Origin of the sequence: Gloeocapsopsis sp. IPPAS B-1203 (assembly GCF_002749975.1) — a bacterium.
GTDB lineage: Bacteria > Cyanobacteriota > Cyanobacteriia > Cyanobacteriales > Chroococcidiopsidaceae > Gloeocapsopsis.
Map to the genome: position 1 here is coordinate 23,295 of NZ_PEIG01000020.1, position 18,603 is coordinate 41,897.

General features: G+C 42.5%; 13 protein-coding genes. 8 read left to right on the top strand and 5 right to left on the bottom strand.

The genetic code is table 11. The annotated features are described in order from the left end of the window. Positions 1–36: 36 nt before the first annotated feature. Positions 37–798, bottom strand: coding sequence for a class I SAM-dependent methyltransferase (locus CSQ79_RS24510; RefSeq protein ID WP_099703734.1), 762 nt, complete (start codon positions 796–798; stop codon positions 37–39). A 195-nt stretch (positions 799–993) separates the two neighbouring features. Here CSQ79_RS24510 and CSQ79_RS24515 point away from each other — a divergent pair, with 195 nt between their 5' ends. Continuing rightward, entirely contained in the window at positions 994–1,287 is a 294-nt protein-coding gene (locus tag CSQ79_RS24515) for a type II toxin-antitoxin system RelE/ParE family toxin (protein ID WP_099703735.1), read from the top strand. 32 nt (positions 1,288–1,319) lie between these two features. Continuing rightward, positions 1,320–1,712, top strand: coding sequence for a HigA family addiction module antitoxin (locus CSQ79_RS24520; protein ID WP_099703736.1), 393 nt, complete (start codon positions 1,320–1,322; stop codon positions 1,710–1,712). 206 nt (positions 1,713–1,918) lie between these two features. On the opposite strand, the gene CSQ79_RS24525 is transcribed toward CSQ79_RS24520, so the two are convergent. Beyond that, positions 1,919–5,896 carry a magnesium chelatase subunit H gene (locus tag CSQ79_RS24525; protein WP_099703737.1) on the bottom strand — a complete coding sequence of 1,326 codons (3,978 nt, stop codon included), beginning with the start codon at positions 5,894–5,896 and terminating at the stop codon, positions 1,919–1,921. 392 nt (positions 5,897–6,288) lie between these two features. On the opposite strand from CSQ79_RS24525, the gene CSQ79_RS24530 reads away from it, so the two are divergent. Beyond that, on the top strand, positions 6,289–7,539 hold the full coding sequence (locus tag CSQ79_RS24530; protein ID WP_099703805.1) for a glycosyltransferase family protein: 1,251 nt from the start codon (positions 6,289–6,291) through the stop codon (positions 7,537–7,539). Between the two features lie 48 nt (positions 7,540–7,587). On the opposite strand, the gene CSQ79_RS24535 is transcribed toward CSQ79_RS24530, so the two are convergent. Further along, positions 7,588–7,977: a hypothetical protein gene (locus CSQ79_RS24535; protein ID WP_099703738.1), complete on the bottom strand. Its 390-nt coding sequence runs from the start codon at positions 7,975–7,977 to the stop codon at positions 7,588–7,590. A 635-nt stretch (positions 7,978–8,612) separates the two neighbouring features. Between CSQ79_RS24535 and cysC the strand changes: the two genes are divergently transcribed. The 5 genes from cysC to opcA all read left to right on the top strand — a co-directional run bounded on the left by cysC (position 8,613) and on the right by opcA (position 15,239). Beyond that, entirely contained in the window at positions 8,613–9,167 is a 555-nt protein-coding gene (gene cysC, locus CSQ79_RS24540) for an adenylyl-sulfate kinase (RefSeq protein WP_099703739.1), read from the top strand. Between the two features lie 531 nt (positions 9,168–9,698). Next, complete coding sequence (gene fbp, locus CSQ79_RS24545; protein ID WP_099703740.1) at positions 9,699–10,778, top strand: class 1 fructose-bisphosphatase; 1,080 nt, start codon at positions 9,699–9,701, stop codon at positions 10,776–10,778. A 60-nt stretch (positions 10,779–10,838) separates the two neighbouring features. Next, the gene (gene tal / locus CSQ79_RS24550) at positions 10,839–12,002 is read left to right on the top strand and encodes a transaldolase (RefSeq protein ID WP_099703741.1); all 1,164 of its coding nucleotides are present in this window, start codon (positions 10,839–10,841) and stop codon (positions 12,000–12,002) included. Positions 12,003–12,098: 96 nt separating this feature from the next. After that, positions 12,099–13,628 (top strand): glucose-6-phosphate dehydrogenase, encoded by a 1,530-nt coding sequence (gene zwf / locus CSQ79_RS24555; RefSeq protein WP_099703742.1) that lies wholly within the window; start codon positions 12,099–12,101, stop codon positions 13,626–13,628. 243 nt (positions 13,629–13,871) lie between these two features. Further along, on the top strand, positions 13,872–15,239 hold the full coding sequence (opcA, locus tag CSQ79_RS24560; protein ID WP_099703743.1) for a glucose-6-phosphate dehydrogenase assembly protein OpcA: 1,368 nt from the start codon (positions 13,872–13,874) through the stop codon (positions 15,237–15,239). A gap of 40 nt (positions 15,240–15,279) precedes the next feature. Here opcA and CSQ79_RS24565 read toward each other — a convergent pair whose 3' ends face one another. Further along, on the bottom strand, positions 15,280–16,227 hold the full coding sequence (locus CSQ79_RS24565) for an AEC family transporter (RefSeq protein WP_099703744.1): 948 nt from the start codon (positions 16,225–16,227) through the stop codon (positions 15,280–15,282). A 169-nt stretch (positions 16,228–16,396) separates the two neighbouring features. Continuing rightward, entirely contained in the window at positions 16,397–18,538 is a 2,142-nt protein-coding gene (locus CSQ79_RS24570) for an IMS domain-containing protein (protein ID WP_099703745.1), read from the bottom strand. Positions 18,539–18,603: the final 65 nt, after the last annotated feature.

Below are 18,603 nucleotides of genomic sequence, written 5' to 3' on the forward strand. Positions count from 1 at the left end.
CAACTCCGTAGTCAAGACATTATTGGTTTTAAACCTTCACTCTTTCACAGCAACAATCCGTATACGGCGATAATCAGCAAACCAAGCGTTATTTTGATACAACACTGGATGTAATTGATTTTCCATATCAGAAATAATACTTACTTGTTGCTCAGGAGAAAACGTATTTAAAAAACTATTAGCAAACATTTTCAACCAGTTTTGTAGCCCTTTTTCGCCATCTTCTAAACGGGTGGGGCGATCGAAGAGAGTAGCAAATACGAGTTGTAAGCCATGTTTTTCTAATAAACTTCCATACTCGGCAATACTTGGAAAATACCAAGGATTTAGTTTTTTATCTATAGGATAACCAGCATTTTTTAAAGCTTGATATAATGCCGTAGTAATTGCTTTTACATTACCCTTACCACCGAACTCCGCCACAAAACGTCCACCTGGTTTTAAAGCTTGCTGAATTCCCAATATGACTTTTTCTGGTTCTGTGATCCAATGGAGTGCAGCGTTAGAAAACACAGCATCAAATTCTTCTTGATATTGTAAGTTCCTTGCATCTAATACTTCAAAATGCAAATGTGGGTATTTGCTACGCGCTTGTTCAATCATTGTTGTAGCAAAATCTATACCGACAACTTCGACACCTTGAATTGCAATTTTGTTTGTTAAATCGCCCGTACCGCAACCTAAATCAAGAATGCGATAGTCCTTTTGAGGTGCGAGTAATTCTGTTAAATCTGTTGCTAATTCTGAAACAAAAGAGTGGTTGCGATCGTAGAGTTTAGCATCCCATTGATTAGTCATTTTGTCAGCAATTGAAGAGTAAATAACATTTTTATTTTTTATGTTAGGTAATACATAACTTTTATTACAATTATATACTTTATGCAATCATTTACCCATTGTAACCCCAGCCATTTGCATTTTCAATAAGAGCAAATAGGTTTCTTTTTAAGATTATATTGTTATAATAGGGCACTACACGGTATAGTAGAGTAAATGATAGAAAGCTTCGCGTGTAAGGATACGAAAGATGTATTCAATGGTATTAAGACAAAAAGAACAAGAAAGCTAATTCCTGATTATCTATTAGAAGATGCTCAAGATATGCTTGATATTTTAAATGCTGTAGAAACATTAGATTCTTTGAGAATACCAACAAGTAATCGTTTAGAAAAACTACAAGGAGATAGAAAAGGACAATACAGCATCCGAATCAATAATCAGTATCGAGTTTGTTTTGCATGGAAAGACGGGAATGCTCACGATGTCGAAATAGTAGACTATCACTAAAAATTTTATTTCAAGCAGGAAGAAAAAAACACATGAGAGTACCAACAAATAGAAGACCACCACATCCAGGAAGAATTTTGCGCAAATACTTCTTAGATAATTTAGGTATAGATCAGCAACAGTTAGCTAATGGAATAGGTGTGGAGTACAAAAGAATTAATTCAATAGTTAATGAACGCAGAGATATTAGTGAAGATACAGCTTTAAGACTTGCAAAGTACTTTGGAAATACTCCAGGTTTTTGGTTAAATCTGCAAAGTGTTTATAACTTATACAAAGCTGAACAAAAAGTAAGAGAAGAGTTAGACAAAATAAGGACATTCACAGTGTCATCTTGTACCTCTGAGCAGATTGAGAGCGATCGCATAACAAATATTGACAAAGGAGATTCATCAATACTTGCTAATAGCCCAAGAGATGACTAGATTGTTTTTTAAAAGGCGATCAACTTTATTATTTATTTGATAGAGACAGTTTTCTATCGCACTTAGTCTTCCCACAACAGCTAAAAACCTAATATTTCTCTACGTAAAAGATTGAGTATCAGGGATGTCATTGATGCTTTATCCCAAAAAGAAAATAGTAGGATAGGCAATGCCCACCCTACTAATTAGTTTATCTTTATTAAGAACTACTCAATTCCCTCGATGCGGTCTTCGACTTCTTGATACAACTCGCGGAGTAGTTCGAGATTACTTTCGCTGGTTTCCCAATAACCGCGTCCGTTGACTTCTAGTAAAGTTGCGACAACTTTACGGAATGAATGCGGGTTCAGATTCATTAACCGCTGACGCATGGCTTCATCTTGGATAAATGTGGCGTTAGTATCCTCATAAATCCAGTTATCGACAGCGCCTGCTGTTGCACTCCAACCCATTGTATTGACAAGGCGTTTCGAGAGTTCGCGGACACCTTCATAACCGTGGTTCAACATTCCCTCGTACCACTTGGGATTGAGTAGTTTGGTGCGGGCGTCGAGACGTACAGTTTCAGATAAACTACGGACTTGGGCGTTTGCTGTTGTAGTATCTGCAATATAAGCTGCTGGAGTTTTGCCATCACCGCGTAAACTTGCGACAACCTTTGTAGGATCGGAGTCAAAGTAGTGCGATACGTCGGTAAGGCTAATCTCGGAAGAATCAAGGTTTTGAAAGGTAACTTCAGCAGTTTTTAAAGAACTTTCAAAGATTTTCCGCGATTCTTCCATTGTGCCAGGGTTATCGGATGTGAAGGCAAATGATTTGCGCTTGAGGTACATTTCTTGTAACTCAGCTTCACTATCCCAAGTACTGTTTTCTACTGCTAAGTTGATGTTAGAAGAGTAAGAACCAGAAGCATTGGAGAAGACACGAGTCGCCGCTTGACGTAGGTTAATCCCCATTTCCTCAGCTTGTTGCATCGCATGTTTGCGGATAAAGTTCATCGATGATGGTTCATCAACTTCCGCTGCCATTTTGACAGCTTGATCCAGCAAGTTCATTTGGTTAATGAACAAGTCACGGAAAACACCGGAACAGTTGACAACAACATCAATGCGCGGACGTCCTAATTCTTCTAAGGGAATTAGTTCGAGTTTGTTGACTCTTCCCAACGCATCAGGAACAGGACGCACACCCACCATCCACATGATCTGTGCGAGAGATTCACCATAAGTTTTGATGTTGTCAGTCCCCCAGAGAACGCAGGCGATCGTTTCGGGATATTGACCGCCATTATCTGCTTTTTGGCGTGCAATGAGGCGATCGACAACAATTTTGGCAGATTGTACTGCCGCTGTCGTCGGGATCGATTGGGGATCGAGGGCGTGGATATTTTTGCCAGTGGGGAGAACATCAGGGTTACGAATCGGATCGCCGCCAGGTCCAGGAAGGACGTATTCGCCTTCTAGGGCTTTAAGTAATGCACCAAGTTCGTTATCGGCGACAACTTGCTGTAAGCAAAATTCGAGATACTCAAACAGCGGTTTTAATGCTTGGGGATCAACTTTGGGATAGCCTGATTGATGCAATGCTTCTAACCAAGGTTCTTTTTTCCCCATGTTGAAGAAATTGAGTTTAGAAACCTTGGAAACTCGTCCATCTGCATCGGTTTGGGCTTTTACTAAAGCTTGAATTGCATCGCGTGTCGCGAGGGTGATCTCTTGCAACAATTGCACATCTTCGAGCATACCGCGATCGCTATTGCGATAAATTTCATCAATATCGCGATTGATGCTATTGGCAATAATTCGAGGAAGGCTCAGAATTTCTTCTTCTGGGCGATCGAGTGCTGCAATATTAACTAAAGTGGCGATCGCTTCTTCTGCTGTTGGTGGCTTACCAATTACGTGTAAACCACATGGTAAAAGTCGCGACTCGATTTCCATCAACTTACGATACACCGAACCAACAATGCGATCGCGTTCCTCTGCCGACATATCTTTCGCATCAACTTCGGGTAAAGCAATATCTTTATCCAAATTGACAATGCGGCACTTGTCCATAATCGTATTCACGATCGGAATCCCGCGTCCGCTGTCTTTAAGAGTTTGGTACGAAGCAATCAGTTCACTTAGTTCTTTTAACCCTTTGTATAACCCAGCATTTTCAGCAGGTGGAGTTAAGTAAGAGATCGTTTCCGCGTAGCTGCGGCGTTTAGCGATCGTGGCTTCGCTAGGGTTATTTGCCGCGTAGTAGTACACGTTAGGAATCGTACCGATCAAATTATCTGGATAACACTCGCCAGACATACCAATCTGCTTACCTGGCATAAATTCTAAAGAGCCATGTGTCCCAAAGTGCAACACTGCGTCAGCTTGCCAAATTCGCTCTAAATACGTGTAGTAAGCAGCAAAACCATGATGCGGACTTGCAGAACGCGAGAACAACAACCGCATCGGATCGCCTTCATAACCAAACGTTGGTTGTACGCCGATAAACACATTGCCAAAGTGTTTGCCGTAAATGAGTAAATCTTGCCCGTCACTATTGAGATGTCCTGGCGGTGGTCCCCAGTTTTCCTCTAATCTTTCTGAATAAGGTGTTAGTTCCTCATATTGGGGAACCGACATCCGATAAGCAATATTTAATTCAGGGCTGCTGTACTGTGCTTGGGCATCGTGAATGACTTCTTGCATCAGTTTTTCGGCAGAGTCTGGCAAGTTTTGCACATCGTAGCCATTGCGCTGTAAGGAGTGCATGACCTCGTAAATCGAGCCAAACACATCGAGATAAGCCGCTGTTCCCACGTTACCTTTATCCGGTGGAAAGCTAAAGACAGTAATTGCCACGCGCTTTTGTAGTTTTGGCTTGCGGCGCAAATTTGCCCATTTTAAAGCCCGTTGTGCCACAGCTTCAATCCGGTCTTGGAGTGCGATCGCTTTTCCGGTTGTCCCGTCTCTTCCTGATAAAATAATCGGTTCAATCGCGCCATCAAGTTCGGGGATCGCAATTTGCAAAGCAACTTGAATCGGATGCAATCCCAAATCGCTATCTTGCCACTCTTCGGTAGTTTGAAACACTAATGGCAATGCCACCATATAAGGGCGATTCAAACGTTTGAGTGATTCGATTGCTTTCGGATGATCTTGTCTTGCAGGACCTCCAACTAAGGCAAAACCTGTCAGCGATACTACAGTATCAACTAATGCAACTCCTTCCCCTCGCCCCTGATCGTAAAAATAAGCATCAACAGGCTTAGAAAAGTCCAAACCGCCGGCAAATACAGAAATCACCCGTGCGCCCATTGCTTCGATTTCTTGCACCATTGCGACATAATGCGCATCATCACCTGTAACAAGGTGCGTGCGTTGCAACACTAAACCAACGCAAGGAGCTAAAGGATCTTTGAGATCGGCAGGAATATCTTTGCGGCTGTTGTACCAGTTGAGGTATTCTTTGACATCCTCAAACATCTGTGGTGCTAGCGGGTGCCAGATTCCCATGTCAGGATAAGTCACAGGATCTTGGAATTTCACCTTTTGCTGTAATGATGGTACGTATTTATCTGCCAGCATCAGCAAGAAGTTTTCCAAGTTTTCGGCAGAACCACCCAGCCAGTACTGAAAGCTCAACATAAAGTTACGCGCGTCTTGTGCTTTGTCCATGGGTAGGTATTTCAGCACTTTAGGTAGCGTTTGCAACAGCTTGAGCATTCCATCTTGAAACGACGAGCCAGATTTTTCTTTACGCTTACGCATAAATTGCGCGATCGCACTTTTGGATTGCCCCAACTGTGCCATCGAGAAACTGCCCATTTTGTTAAGGCGCATTACTTGTGGCATTGAAGGGAAAACAACCGCTGCATCCAAGCGATCGCGATGTGGCTCGACTGCTGCAACAACTTTGTCTGCTAAGTCTTCGATAAAAATTAATGAAGCGATAAATATATTTGCCTCGGCAACTTCACGTTTGAAGTCCTCATAGTTTTCTGCGTCTCGGAGTTCTTCAACTAAGTAACCGCTAATTTCAATTGCCACAGAAGAGTTATTTGCATTAATCTTGCGTACGGCTTGCGACAATGCACTTTGGTACTGTGACTCAAGCACGACATAGACCACCTTAATTAAAGAGCGCCCCTGGAGACTTTCAGGAGCAATGTGACGAATGGTGGACTTGACGTGTGTAAACATTCAGGTAAGGCTCCTCAATGAAAATACGTGTTCTCTATCTTGAACTGCGCAAGATCGTGGACAATTTGCCTTCAGACCTTGTGCTTTTTTTTCGGCTATAAAGTGTTTTTTACCAGAAAATGCTTACCAGTCGGGAGTTTTACCACTCATCTGACACAATTTGATAAAAAAGTTGCAATAATTCTTCTTATTTGTTGACAACCAATAAAGTAATTGCTTGCGTCCTAATTAACAAAAATTATCAAAGCTATAAGTATATGACTACAAATAAACCTAATGCCAAGGCTGGTAACTGGTAACTGGTCATTGATCATTGGTAGTTGAAAAGCTTACCCATTACCCATTACCCATTACCCATTACCCATTACCCATTACCCATTCCCTATTACCCTATGCCAGAAATTGATATTTTAATTCTCTCGAATGGTCCAGGAGAAATCACAACCTGGGTGCGTCCTGTTGTAAAAGCATTACGTCAACAATTAGGAGACAATCGCACTCAAATCCGTATATCCGTAATCTTGTCGCCGTGTCCAAATGCCAGTGGGAAAGAAGCTGCGATCGCCCAAAGTTATCCAGAAGTCGATCGCGTACAAGCCGCACAACATTTTTGGCAGTTTCTATTAACAGGTAAAACTGCTGATAATTGGGATTGGCGCAAGCACGGTGTTGTCATTTTTTTAGGAGGGGATCAGTTTTTTCCGGTTGTGATTGGTAAACGTCTCGGCTACCGCACCGTAATTTATGCTGAATGGGATGCACGGTGGTATCGCTGGATTGATCGCTTTGGTGTGATGAAGTCTGAACTGATTTCCCGCATTCCTACGCAATATGCCTATAAGTTTACAGTTGTTGGTGATTTAATGGCAGAAGCGAGTCTAGGGGCGAGGAGTGAGGGGCGAGGAGTGAGGGAATATAAAGAATTGATTGGGTTGTTACCAGGATCAAAATCTGCCAAATTGACTCAAGGTGTGCCTCTAGCGTTAGCGATCGCCCAGCACATTCACAATCAAAAACCTGAGACAGAGTTTGTCATTCCTGTAGCTCCTACTTTGGATTTAGAAACTTTAGCTCGTTTTGCTGATCCACAATTTAATTCGATGATCGAACATTTAGGGGGTGTTACGGCTGAACTTGTGACGACCGAAGAACGTCCCTTTTTACAAACAAATACAGGATTACGTGTGGAGTTAGAAACGCGATCTCCTGCTTATGACTTACTCACACAGTGCAGTTTGTGCTTAACAACTGTCGGCGCTAACACTGCAGAATTAGGCGCTTTAGCAGTACCAATGATTGTCTTACTTCCCACGCATCAACTCGATGCAATGCGATCGTGGGATGGAATTCCTGGAATTTTGGCAAATTTACCCGTCGTTGGCTCTAGTATGGCAAAAGCAATCAATTGGCTAGTATTAAGACGCCTAGGCTTACTCGCATGGCCTAATATTTGGGCAAAATCTGAAGTTGTTCCCGAACTTGTCGGAAATTTGCAACCACACGCCGTTGCAGAACTTGCTTTAGATTACTTGAACCATCCTGACAAACTCGCAGCCATGCGCGAACAACTCCGCAATATTCGCGGAGAATCTGGTGCAGCCCAAAAACTAGCAACTCTAGTAACTGAACAGTTGAATTTCTAGCTAAATCAAACAAGATATCCAGTTTCACTAATCACTAGCCACTAGCAACTACTCTCCTCTCGAAGATTCCCCATCGCGACGCCCCAACTCATATACTCCACAGCCCATACACGCTAAAATTCCCATGCTGATCGCCCAGCTTTTGCCCAAACTAATTTCCACACCATAGTTGCACAAGCTACCAACAATTAAAAACGGCACAATACTAAAAAGAGAGGCGTAGAAAGCGTTTTGCGATTCTCTAGCCACGCGGGTTTTTTCAAATTCTTCGCTACTGTAGAGCGATCGCTCAGCAAAGTTAAACCAGCGATTGAGTTGATTGATTACCCAATCACTCACAGGTGAAAATCCTAGATACAAAGCCAAAGACCACAAACTCGCTCCTGCTATCGTCGTAGCATTCAAATCGAATTTAAACGGAAAAATATCACTCAGCATGGTTCAAATTGTGAAGAGTCACAAAAAGGTCAGTATTTTAACTACATTAAACCTCAGATGCAGGCTAGGTATCTTACCTGCCCCTAAAATAACTAAGCAGGCTATTTCTTTGTACTGAGTTGATAAGCTTGACATAAAAAACTCAGAGCTTTCACACGGTTGATACTTGTGGCATCAGCAATCTGCAACCTTGTTATGTAAAAAACAACACTCAGTTTAATATTAGTCACAATTTTGTTGTTTAAAATACATACTTTTTCTGAAATTTAAGCTTACTTATTCTGTAGTTAAAACTTATTTCTTTTTTGCCGAATTGAAGTAGGATAAACTCTCAAAGCAAATAAAAAGAAGTCATATAATTCATAAAAAATGATTGACATTTTATTGAAATAAACTAAAATTCAAAGGCATCGTTCAATACTGAATTCATTTGTTTCGGTAGAAACCTGTTTGCTAGCAAAAGCAAAATGAATCGCGAAAACTATTCTTCAAATACTCTAAATTTCATAGAACTGAACTTGCCTATTTGCCAAGCCTTTCTCAGAGCGTCATCCTTCAGATTCAAATCTAAATCGAATTAGTTTACTCGCAAACTTCTTTCACAATTAATACATTTAGCTAGTCGGCAATAAATAATGAAAAATCAAGGTTTCGTTTTGTGGCTAACTGGATTAAGTGGTTCTGGTAAAACCACACTTGCTAAAGGCATAGAACATGAACTCAAAGAGCGCGGCTGTACAGTTGAGTTGTTTGATGGTGATGTTATCAGAACTAACCTTTCTAAAGGTTTAGGTTTTAGTAGAGAAGACCGAGATACTAATATCCGACGAGTCGGTTTTGTTGCCAATCTCCTGAGTCGCAATGGTACGATCGTCATAGCGGCTATAGTGAGTCCCTATCGTGCAACTAGAGACGAATTGCGTCGTACAAGCAATTTTGTTGAAGTGTATGTCAATGCCCCATTAGAAGTGTGTGAAGCACGGGATGTTAAAGGATTGTATGCAATGGCAAGAGCAGGAGAAATTATAGCCTTTACAGGAATTGACGATCCTTACGAAGAACCTTTAAATCCAGATATTGTTTGCTATACCGCAGAAGAAACAGTAGAAGAAAGTGTTGCCAAAGTGATATCGCAACTAGAGCACCGAGAATATATAGGAGAAAAACCTCAACTCGAATATGTCATTTGATTTGTCAGCACGGAAATCTAAAGCTTAAAAACGAAGGGTAGAGCATTGCTTTACCCTTTCTGTCTTTATGTAAGAAATGCAAAATAATATCAAATTTCTATAACTTGAGCCTTTCTGGATGACACCAAGCTAAATTTAAGCTTAAATGTAACACTTCTATAATAGTAAGTAGGGTAAAATTCGGCGTGGTTGTTGGATGAAAACCAATAAAATTAAGACGATGAATCAACTCAATATTGTATTTTGCGCTATTGTCAACGCACTACAAGAAAAAAGGTTGATGTTTTGAGTTCAAGACAAGCATCATAAAAAGTGCGCCTTAAGTAAGGTAGTTAACCCAAAGTCAGATTTCACAATTGAAATCCCTTTCTAATATAGGAATTGAGAGCGATTGTGCAAAGCGCAACGCTGTTATGCGATCGCATAACATGACCGTAGCTAGATCGCTTATTAGTAACACGCGTTTATACTAGGCGCAAACTTGGCGATCGCAAATATGACTAGCGATCCACAAACCTAGGGAGAAGAAACATGGCTGAAGCGCAACAACCACTAGACTATGAGTACGCCCTGGATCGCGATTGTACAACTTTGTCACGGCACGTATTGCAGCAATTACAAAGCTTCTCGCCAGATGCCCAAGACCTCAGCGCTTTAATGAATCGGATCGCTTTAGCTGGTAAGCTAATCGCGCGGCGTCTTAGTCGTGCGGGCTTAATGGAAGGTGTTTTGGGCTTCACTGGAGACGTCAATGTTCAAGGTGAATCCGTTAAAAAGATGGACGTCTATGCTAACGACGTTTTTATCTCGGTATTTAAGCAAAGTGGTCTTGTTTGTCGCTTAGCTTCCGAGGAAATGGAAAAACCTTATTACATTCCAGAAAATTGCCCGATTGGTCGTTACACGCTGCTTTATGACCCAATTGACGGCTCCTCAAATACGGATATTAATTTAAGCCTAGGCTCCATTTTCGCAATTAGACAGCAAGAAGGAGACGACAGCGATAACTCAGCAAGCGACTTATTACAAAGTGGTCACAAACAAATCGCTGCTGGATATATTCTGTATGGTCCTAGCACAATGTTAGTGTACTCAATTGGTACAGGAGTTCACTCGTTTTCACTTGATCCCAGTTTAGGAGAATTCATCTTAACAGAAGAAAATATTAAGATGCCTCAGCAAGGAGCTGTTTACAGCGTTAATGAAGGCAACTTTTGGCAATGGGAAGAATCGATTCGAGAATACATTCGCTACGTGCATCGTACTGAAGGTTACACAGCACGCTACAGTGGAGCAATGGTCAGTGATATTCACCGCGTTTTGATACAAGGTGGTGTATTTCTCTACCCAGGAACCACGAAAAAACCAGAAGGTAAAATTCGCTTACTGTACGAGTCTGCACCTTTAGCTTTTCTCATCGAACAAGCAGGTGGGAGAGCAAGTACGGGAACCCAGGAAATTTTAGATGTAGTACCCGAACAACTTCATCAACGCACACCTTTGATCATTGGAAGTAAGGAAAACGTTGCATTGGTAGAGTCATTCATTCAGCAACAAGCTAAAGAACAAAACGAAAAAACAATCATGGCTCGTTCTCGCGTACCACAATAGAGGTGAGGGGCGAGGAAGAAGAAATTCTAATTTGAAGTTAAAAATAAGGAGAGAGTAGCAATGACAGACCAAGCAACAAAACCAGCTAATCATTTAATTGAAATCAAAGAATACGGTCAAAGTATCTGGATGGACAACTTGACTCGTGACATGATTCAATCGGGCGAACTCAAACAGCTGATTGAAAACGGTGGAATTTGCGGAATTACCTCTAACCCAGCGATTTTTGAAAAAGCAATTAAGGGTAATGCAATTTACGATGCAGATATTGAAGCAGGCATCAAAGCTGAGTTACCAACATATCAAATTTATGAGTCATTAATCTTTGATGATATCCGTCATGCTTGTGATATCTTGCGCCCTGTGTACGAAGCATCTAATGGTCTAGATGGCTATGTCAGCATCGAAGTACCACCAACGATCGCTGACGACACGGAAGCGACAATCAAAGAAGCTAAGCGCTACTACCAGGAAATTGGTCGGGAAAATGTGATGATCAAGATTCCTGGAACAAAAGCCGGTTTACCAGCAGTTGAGCAAGTCATCGCTGCAGGAATCAATGTTAATGTCACGCTACTATTTTCAGTAGAAAGTTATGTCGAAACAGCTTGGGCATATATTCGTGGTTTAGAAAAGCGCGTATCTGAAGGTAAAGATATTAGTAATATTGCATCAGTAGCTAGCTTCTTCCTCAGCCGCATTGATAGCAATATCGATCAGCGCATTGACGATAAACTTGCACAAGGTATTGACGATATCAGTCACCAAGCAAAACTCGAAGCAGTCAAAGGTAAAGTGGCGATCGCCAACGCTAAAATTGCTTATCAGAAATACAAAGAGATTTTTAGTAGCGATCGCTGGCAAGCACTTGCAGAAAAAGGCGGTAAAATTCAACGTCTATTGTGGGCAAGTACTAGTACCAAAGACCCCAAATACAGCGATGTCATGTACGTCGATGAGTTGATTGGTCCTGATACCGTTAACACTTTACCACCTAATACGATTGAAGCTTGTGCCGACCACTGCAATGTTGACAATCGCATCGAAACTGACCTTGAAGAAGCTTACAAACTGATTGAAAGCCTCAAAAATCCAGAAATTAACATCGACATTAATGAGGTAATGGACGAACTACTCATCGAAGGAATCGACAAGTTCGTTAAACCTTTTGAATCGTTGATGCAATCTTTGGAAGAGAAAGTCAAACATTTATCCCCTGTTTAAGCAGTTAGCTGTGAGCAATTAGTGATTGGTGGGCAATGTAAACTGCTAGTTGCTAATTGCTAACTTGTTAAATTAATTCACAAATTCAAAAACACTATGGTCACGCTGCTAGAAAACCCTCTGCGCGTAGGGCTGCAACAAGAAAAAATGCCAGAACCTCAAATTCTGGTAATTTTTGGAGCATCAGGGGATCTTACCCAGCGCAAGTTGGTTCCAGCACTTTACAAACTCCGACGCGAACGACGCATTCCCCCCGAAACAACAATTGTCGGTGTTGCCCGTCGAGATTGGAGTCACGAATATTTCCGCGAACACATGCGCGAAGGCATCGAGCAATTCTCTGATGGTCTTGGTCGCGAAGAACTTTGGCAAGAATTTTCTCAAGGATTATTCTACTGCTCAGGTGATATCGATAAACCAGAAAGCTATCAAAAGCTCAAAGAGTTATTAAGCGAACTCGATGGTAAGCGCGGTACGCAAGGCAATCGTGTTTTTTATCTTTCAGTTGCACCAAAATTCTTCCCTGAAGCAATTCAGCAACTTGGTGATGCAGGAATGCTCAGCGATCCCGTAAAACATCGTTTGGTGATTGAGAAGCCCTTTGGTCGCGATTTAGCTTCGGCGCGATCGCTTAACAAAATAGTTCAAAAAGTCTGTCGTGAAGAACAAGTATACCGTATTGATCACTACTTGGGTAAAGAAACGGTACAAAACTTGTTGGTATTTCGCTTTGCCAATGCCATTTTTGAGCCGCTGTGGAATCGCCAGTTTGTCGATCACGTCCAAATTACGGTAGCTGAAACTGTAGGCGTTGAAGATCGTGCCGGCTACTACGAAACGGCTGGAGCATTGCGCGATATGTTGCAAAATCATTTGATGCAACTATTTTGCTTCACGGCGATGGAACCACCAAATTCGCTCGATGCAGAAAGTTTTCGGACTGAGAAAGTCAAAGTTCTCCAAGCTACACGCTTAGCTGATCTTCAAAATCTAGAACTGTGCGCCGTACGCGGGCAGTATAGTGCTGGCTGGATGAAAGGAAAAAAAGTTCCAGGATACCGCGAGGAACCAGGCATTGATCCTAACTCAACCACAAATACTTATGTGGCAATGAAGTTCATGATTGATAACTGGCGCTGGAATGGCGTACCCTTTTATCTACGTACTGGAAAGCGCTTGCCTAAGAAAGTGTCAGAAATTTCAATTCACTTTCGCGAAGTCCCAAATCTGATCTTTCAATCCGCTTCGCAACAGATGAACACAAACATTCTGGCGATGCGAATTCAGCCCAATGAAGGTATTTCACTGCGCTTTGAAGTGAAAATGCCAGGACCAGATTTACGGACTCGTTCGGTCGATATGGACTTTAGCTACGGTTCAACTTTTGGCTTTGCTGCTTCTGATGCTTACGATCGCCTCCTCTTAGACTGCATGATGGGCGACCAAACTTTGTTTACACGCGCCGATGAAGTAGAAGTAGCTTGGCAAGTCGTAACTCCAGCCCTGGCTGCATGGGACGCACCATCTGATCCGACGAGTATTCCTTTGTATGAAGCGGGTACTTGGGAACCTGCTGAAGCTGAAGCCTTGATTAACCGCGATGGACGTCACTGGCGCAGACTCTAGCAGTGGTGTTTTAGTAGGATTGTCTTCATCAATTTAAAAGGAAGTAAGCGAGTGGCTAGTGGTTAGTGGCTAGTATCAAGAGTGCTTAACAACTAGTAACTAGCAACTAGTAACTAGCCACTAGTTCTTCCTCTGACCTCTGACCTCTGCTATACAATCCTAGTATACAAAAACTCAAAAAGAACTGAACTACCCTAAAGCTAATGGCTGATAGCTAATCACAGTAAAACTTCAAAACAAACTATGGCAATTCAATCTCCTCCACTTTTTTCACTTCAGGAGCCAAAGGACGTTTCTCTCGGTGAAATAGAGGCAGAACTAAATAAAATTTGGCAAAGTTATGGTACTGCTGGAAATGGCGAAGGAAGTCCAGCGGCAACTCGTGCAGCGACATTTAGTTTAATTGTTTACGAACCCGAAGAAACGCAACTCCTGCTCGCAAATTTAAATATCTATCGCGGTCCAATTGATGGCATTCCAGGTCCACAAACCGAAGCCGCACTCCGTGACTTTCAGAAAAAATATGACTTGCCCATAAGTGGGACTGCAACCACCGAAACTCGTGAGAAGCTGCGCGAAGCTGTTGCCCAGCAACATGGATCGAGCAATGGAGATGGTGATGCTCCTTACTCCTGGGATAGCAGTAGAAATCCAAAAATTGCCGATGCGATCGCTCTACGCAATCCGTGTCGGATTATTACACTTTGCCCCGTTGTTGGTGACGATGACGGCGTAACGGCGCAAGTCTCAGCATATTGCCCCATTCAAAAACAATCTTCAACAACATTGATTTGTTGTGAATACATCACATTTACAGGTACTACAGCGGGATTAGAGCGGGTAGCAGGTATGATTGCAGCCCTCCTCATCGGTGACTTGCCCAAGTTTCTGTGGTGGAAGACGACACCAGATCATCACAATCCGCTGTTCAAGCGACTCGCATCCGTGTGTAATTCGGTCATTATTGACTCTAGTGGATTTAATGCCCCTGAATTCGGTCTTTTACGGGTACAAGAACTGATTGAGGCTGGGTTCCCCATTGCCGATCTCAACTGGCGACGCTTATCGGCTTGGCAAGAATTAACTGCTGAAGCTTTTGATCCACCTCAGCGGCGTGCGGCGTTAAGTGAAGTAGACCGCGTCACAATTGATTATGAAAAAGGCAACCCCACACAAGCACTCATGTTTTTAGGCTGGTTGGCAAGTCGTCTACATTGGCATCCTTGCGAATTTGAACAGGAAGCAGGAGACTACGAAATTAAGCGAATTCGCTTTACTGCTGAAGATCAACGTCAAGTTGAAGCTGAGTTAGCCGCAATTCCCACGGCTGATAGCGGTGAGATTCCTGGAGATTTAATTGCACTACGCTTGAACTCCACAAACACTAAAGCTGATTGCTGTACTGTTGTTTGTTCAGAAACTGGCGGATGTATGCGTATGGAAGTTGGCGGTGGTGCTCAAGCTTGTCGTTTTCAACAGGTATCTTCACTTGCTGACCAAAAAGCTGAAATTCTACTCAGTCAGCAATTGCAACGGATAGGGCATGAGGCACTTTATGAAGAAAGCCTTGCTGTGACAGCGCAAATTCTGCAACTCACATCGCAAGACTAATGATTCAGTGCTTGTAGGGTGGGCAATAGCTCACCCTTAATTATTGAAATAGAAATAGCCACAAAGGCAGGACTAACAGCAGCAAAACGGTAGACACAACAATACAACTAGCGACTAACTCCCGTTCTAAATTGTATTCCTCCGCAAAAATGAGTCCAGCAAACGCCGAAGGCATTCCAGACATCAGTACCATTGCCAAACGGCGATCGCCTGATAGTCCTAAAAATAATGTCGTCAAAATACCAACTAACCCAGGGATAACAACGACTTTTAACACTGCAGGAATCACCGCAAGTTTTAAACTCTTCCACCCACGTAGTTGAGCAAGTCGCATTCCCGTTAATAGAAACGCACAAGGAATCACAATTCCAATCGAGGCTTGTAGTCCTGATTCTACTACAGAAGGCAGTTCGACATCGCGTGTCAGGTAGCCTAATAAGAAAGTCCACAGAGTTGGCACTGTTAAAACATCTCGTAACTGTACCCACCAATGATTCTGATGAGTTTCATGGGCAAAGTAACTCGCAATAAAAACACCGAAGCCATAAGTTCCAATTAAATTGTGCGTCAGGCTGTAGAAGACAATCCAATTTAAGTAACTGTGGTCAATAAATGCTGGCGCGATCGCCAGTCCCACAAACCCTGTATTACCTAATACTGCAGCTAAAATGAAACTTCCTTGCATCGCTGGTGAATTTAAAGCTGTGGCGATCGCAAGAAAAGAAAGTCTTTTTAATATTTGTAAACATAGCACTGCAACACCCAACCCCAAAAGCAATGCAGCAAAAGTAATTATTGGAGGAAGCCCTACAGATTGCGAAAAATCTGTCTGCCGCGCCAGTGCCAAAATTTCTATTGGTATGCCTACCCAATAAAGGCTGCGTCCTAATAAGCGTGGTAGCGTGTGGGGCAGAAAGCGAAAGCATAACAATCCTAAACTTGTCCACAAAATGAGTGGTAAGTAGGCATCAAATAAGGTTTCTGTCATTATTGAGGAGCGAGGAGCGTTAGCGTTAGCGTTAGCGAAGCGAGGCGAAGCCCAGCGAGGCGAAGTCCGGAGCTAGGGGCTAGGGAAAGATGAAAACAGACGTTATACATGAGTTCCCACTTACAATCATGATTGTAAAAGCTAATGGCTCATCGCTCATCGCTAAAAGCTAATTTAAAACCTGCATTTGCCGAATTTGCCATGCACCATTTCTGCGCACTAAATCATATCTAACACGGAGGTTTTGATCGGCGTAGGAAGCACGTTGGTTTAGCTGACCATTTTCGTATACTTGAGCAATTTCACTAACTATTGCTTGTACTACTGCTATGTCTGAATTCTTCGGATTGACTTGAACTGAGTCTATTTTTACACTATGTTGGAATTGCCGATAGCGGTTACTCGCTCTGTCGTTCCTGACACGCTGTTGCCATTGAGCTAACGTCGGATCAACTAAAATATTTTGTAAGCTTTCTATCGCATAATTAGGGCTAAACGCTGACGATTTTGCCGATAACCAACTTTGCACAACTTGCTCAGCTGTTGCAGTATCAAGAGGTTCCACAACAGGAGAAAATTGAGAACCAGGAGTAGGAATTGCGATCAGTGGTCGATTTAACTCTACTGACAACTGTTCTCCTGGTAACAGAGGTGGCGCTGGATACAAAGTTCGACGTAGCCAGTTAAAGGCTTGACCGAGTAGAGCAAACAAAAATACGCTTGCTAAAAGACCCGCAAGGGCTACTAATGCCAGTGCTGTTTTTCTTTTTGTAGAAAGTTTTCTTCTGCGTCTTTTTCTTGGAGAAATGCGTACGCGTTCTAGCGCTGAAGTTGTTTGCTTGGAATTTTCACCTACATAGGCAGCACGTTCTGTCGTCGGGACAAGCGCACCGTTGTTAGTTGGAGGCTTGATCGCTGATGTCGTTACTCCAGTAACATCCCCTGCAACATCAGTAGTATGCTGCTTGCGAGTAGGTTGCACTCGTTGCTGAGATGTATGATTAACTCTTGCTGACGTTGCAGTCATAGCCGGAGCTTTTTGCTGGTTTGCTACAATCTGATTTGGCAGTGCTTCCAAGTAAGCCTGAACGTGTTCGTCAGCAAAGTATTCTTTTAAAGAAGCTTGCTGATTTTTTAAATCGCGAAACTGGGGAAATACTTCAGTTTGCAGCCAGCGTTCTGCATAAAGACACAATCCAGGTAAAAGATCCGGAGAACCTTGAGAATGTTCGCGAATAAACTCTAAAGGTTCGTATTCTTGTGAAAGTTCTAAGGCTTGATTTGCTTCTACTGTTTGACCTAAAAGAAGTGTAGATATTGCCTGCTCTAAATAAACATCTTGAGGTTTGACTTGCGCTAAATGTTGTAATAACTGCTTAGCTTGAGAAATAAGAACAGGCATTCTTTGAGTAAAGCCGCGTGCGATTAAGGCATACACTGCTAAATAGTTAGCAACAGCCGATGGGCGTTTGCTTTCTGCTTCAAATAAACTTTGCTGTTCGGATACTGTGAGGTAACTGCGTATCTGCTGAATAAAACGGAGAAAGTCATCAAGACTGAGTCCTGAACCATCATCTGTGATCCCGTCAATTCCACCGCGAGCATCGAGCAAATCTTGCAGTAATGTTAATCCCAAGTATCGGCGTTCCAATGTGCCTTCTGGTTCTTTTAACAATGTCAAAATTCTATACGGGCGTAATTTATTGAGATCTGCTGAGATATCGTTTCTGATACCGAGTAAGATACCTTCGCGACTGAGTAGTTGTTCGCCATTTTGTAGGGAGTTTGCAGCACTTTCGTATTGTCCTTGCTGCCATTGTTCGCGTCCTAATTCTAGATAAGCTAAGGCAACTGTGAGAACAATATCAGCGCGGAATGAGATGTTATTTGGTTCGTGGTTCGTGGTGTTGAGGTAAGAATTTCCTAGGGTGAGGACAAGTTCGTATTCTCCAAGTTCTTGAAGGATCAGTAAAGCACCAGCAAATAAGTGATCTGCAACGTCGATAATCGGAGTGTGAGGCGCAAAAATATCCTCGACAGGAAATTCTGAATGAGGTGGCGTGTCATTAGGTACTAGTTGCTGTTCGTACCGATGTGCAAAATAATTGGTATCGTAAACACTACGCTGTTCAGGATCAGATAAAACGGCGTATGCTTGTTCTATCAGCTGCTTGCGGGCGGCGATCGCGGCTTGTGAATACTCGCGTCGCGGTAATTGTAATAAGCGATCGCGGTAAGCTTGTTGTAACTGTTCGTGACTTGCCGCAACTGGCAGTCCCAAGATTCGGTAGTAGTCTAGTGGAATTTGCACAGCTTACTTCCTTTGCACCGCAAGTAATCAACTTATACGAACGTTTTTCCGTCTCAGCAAAACCG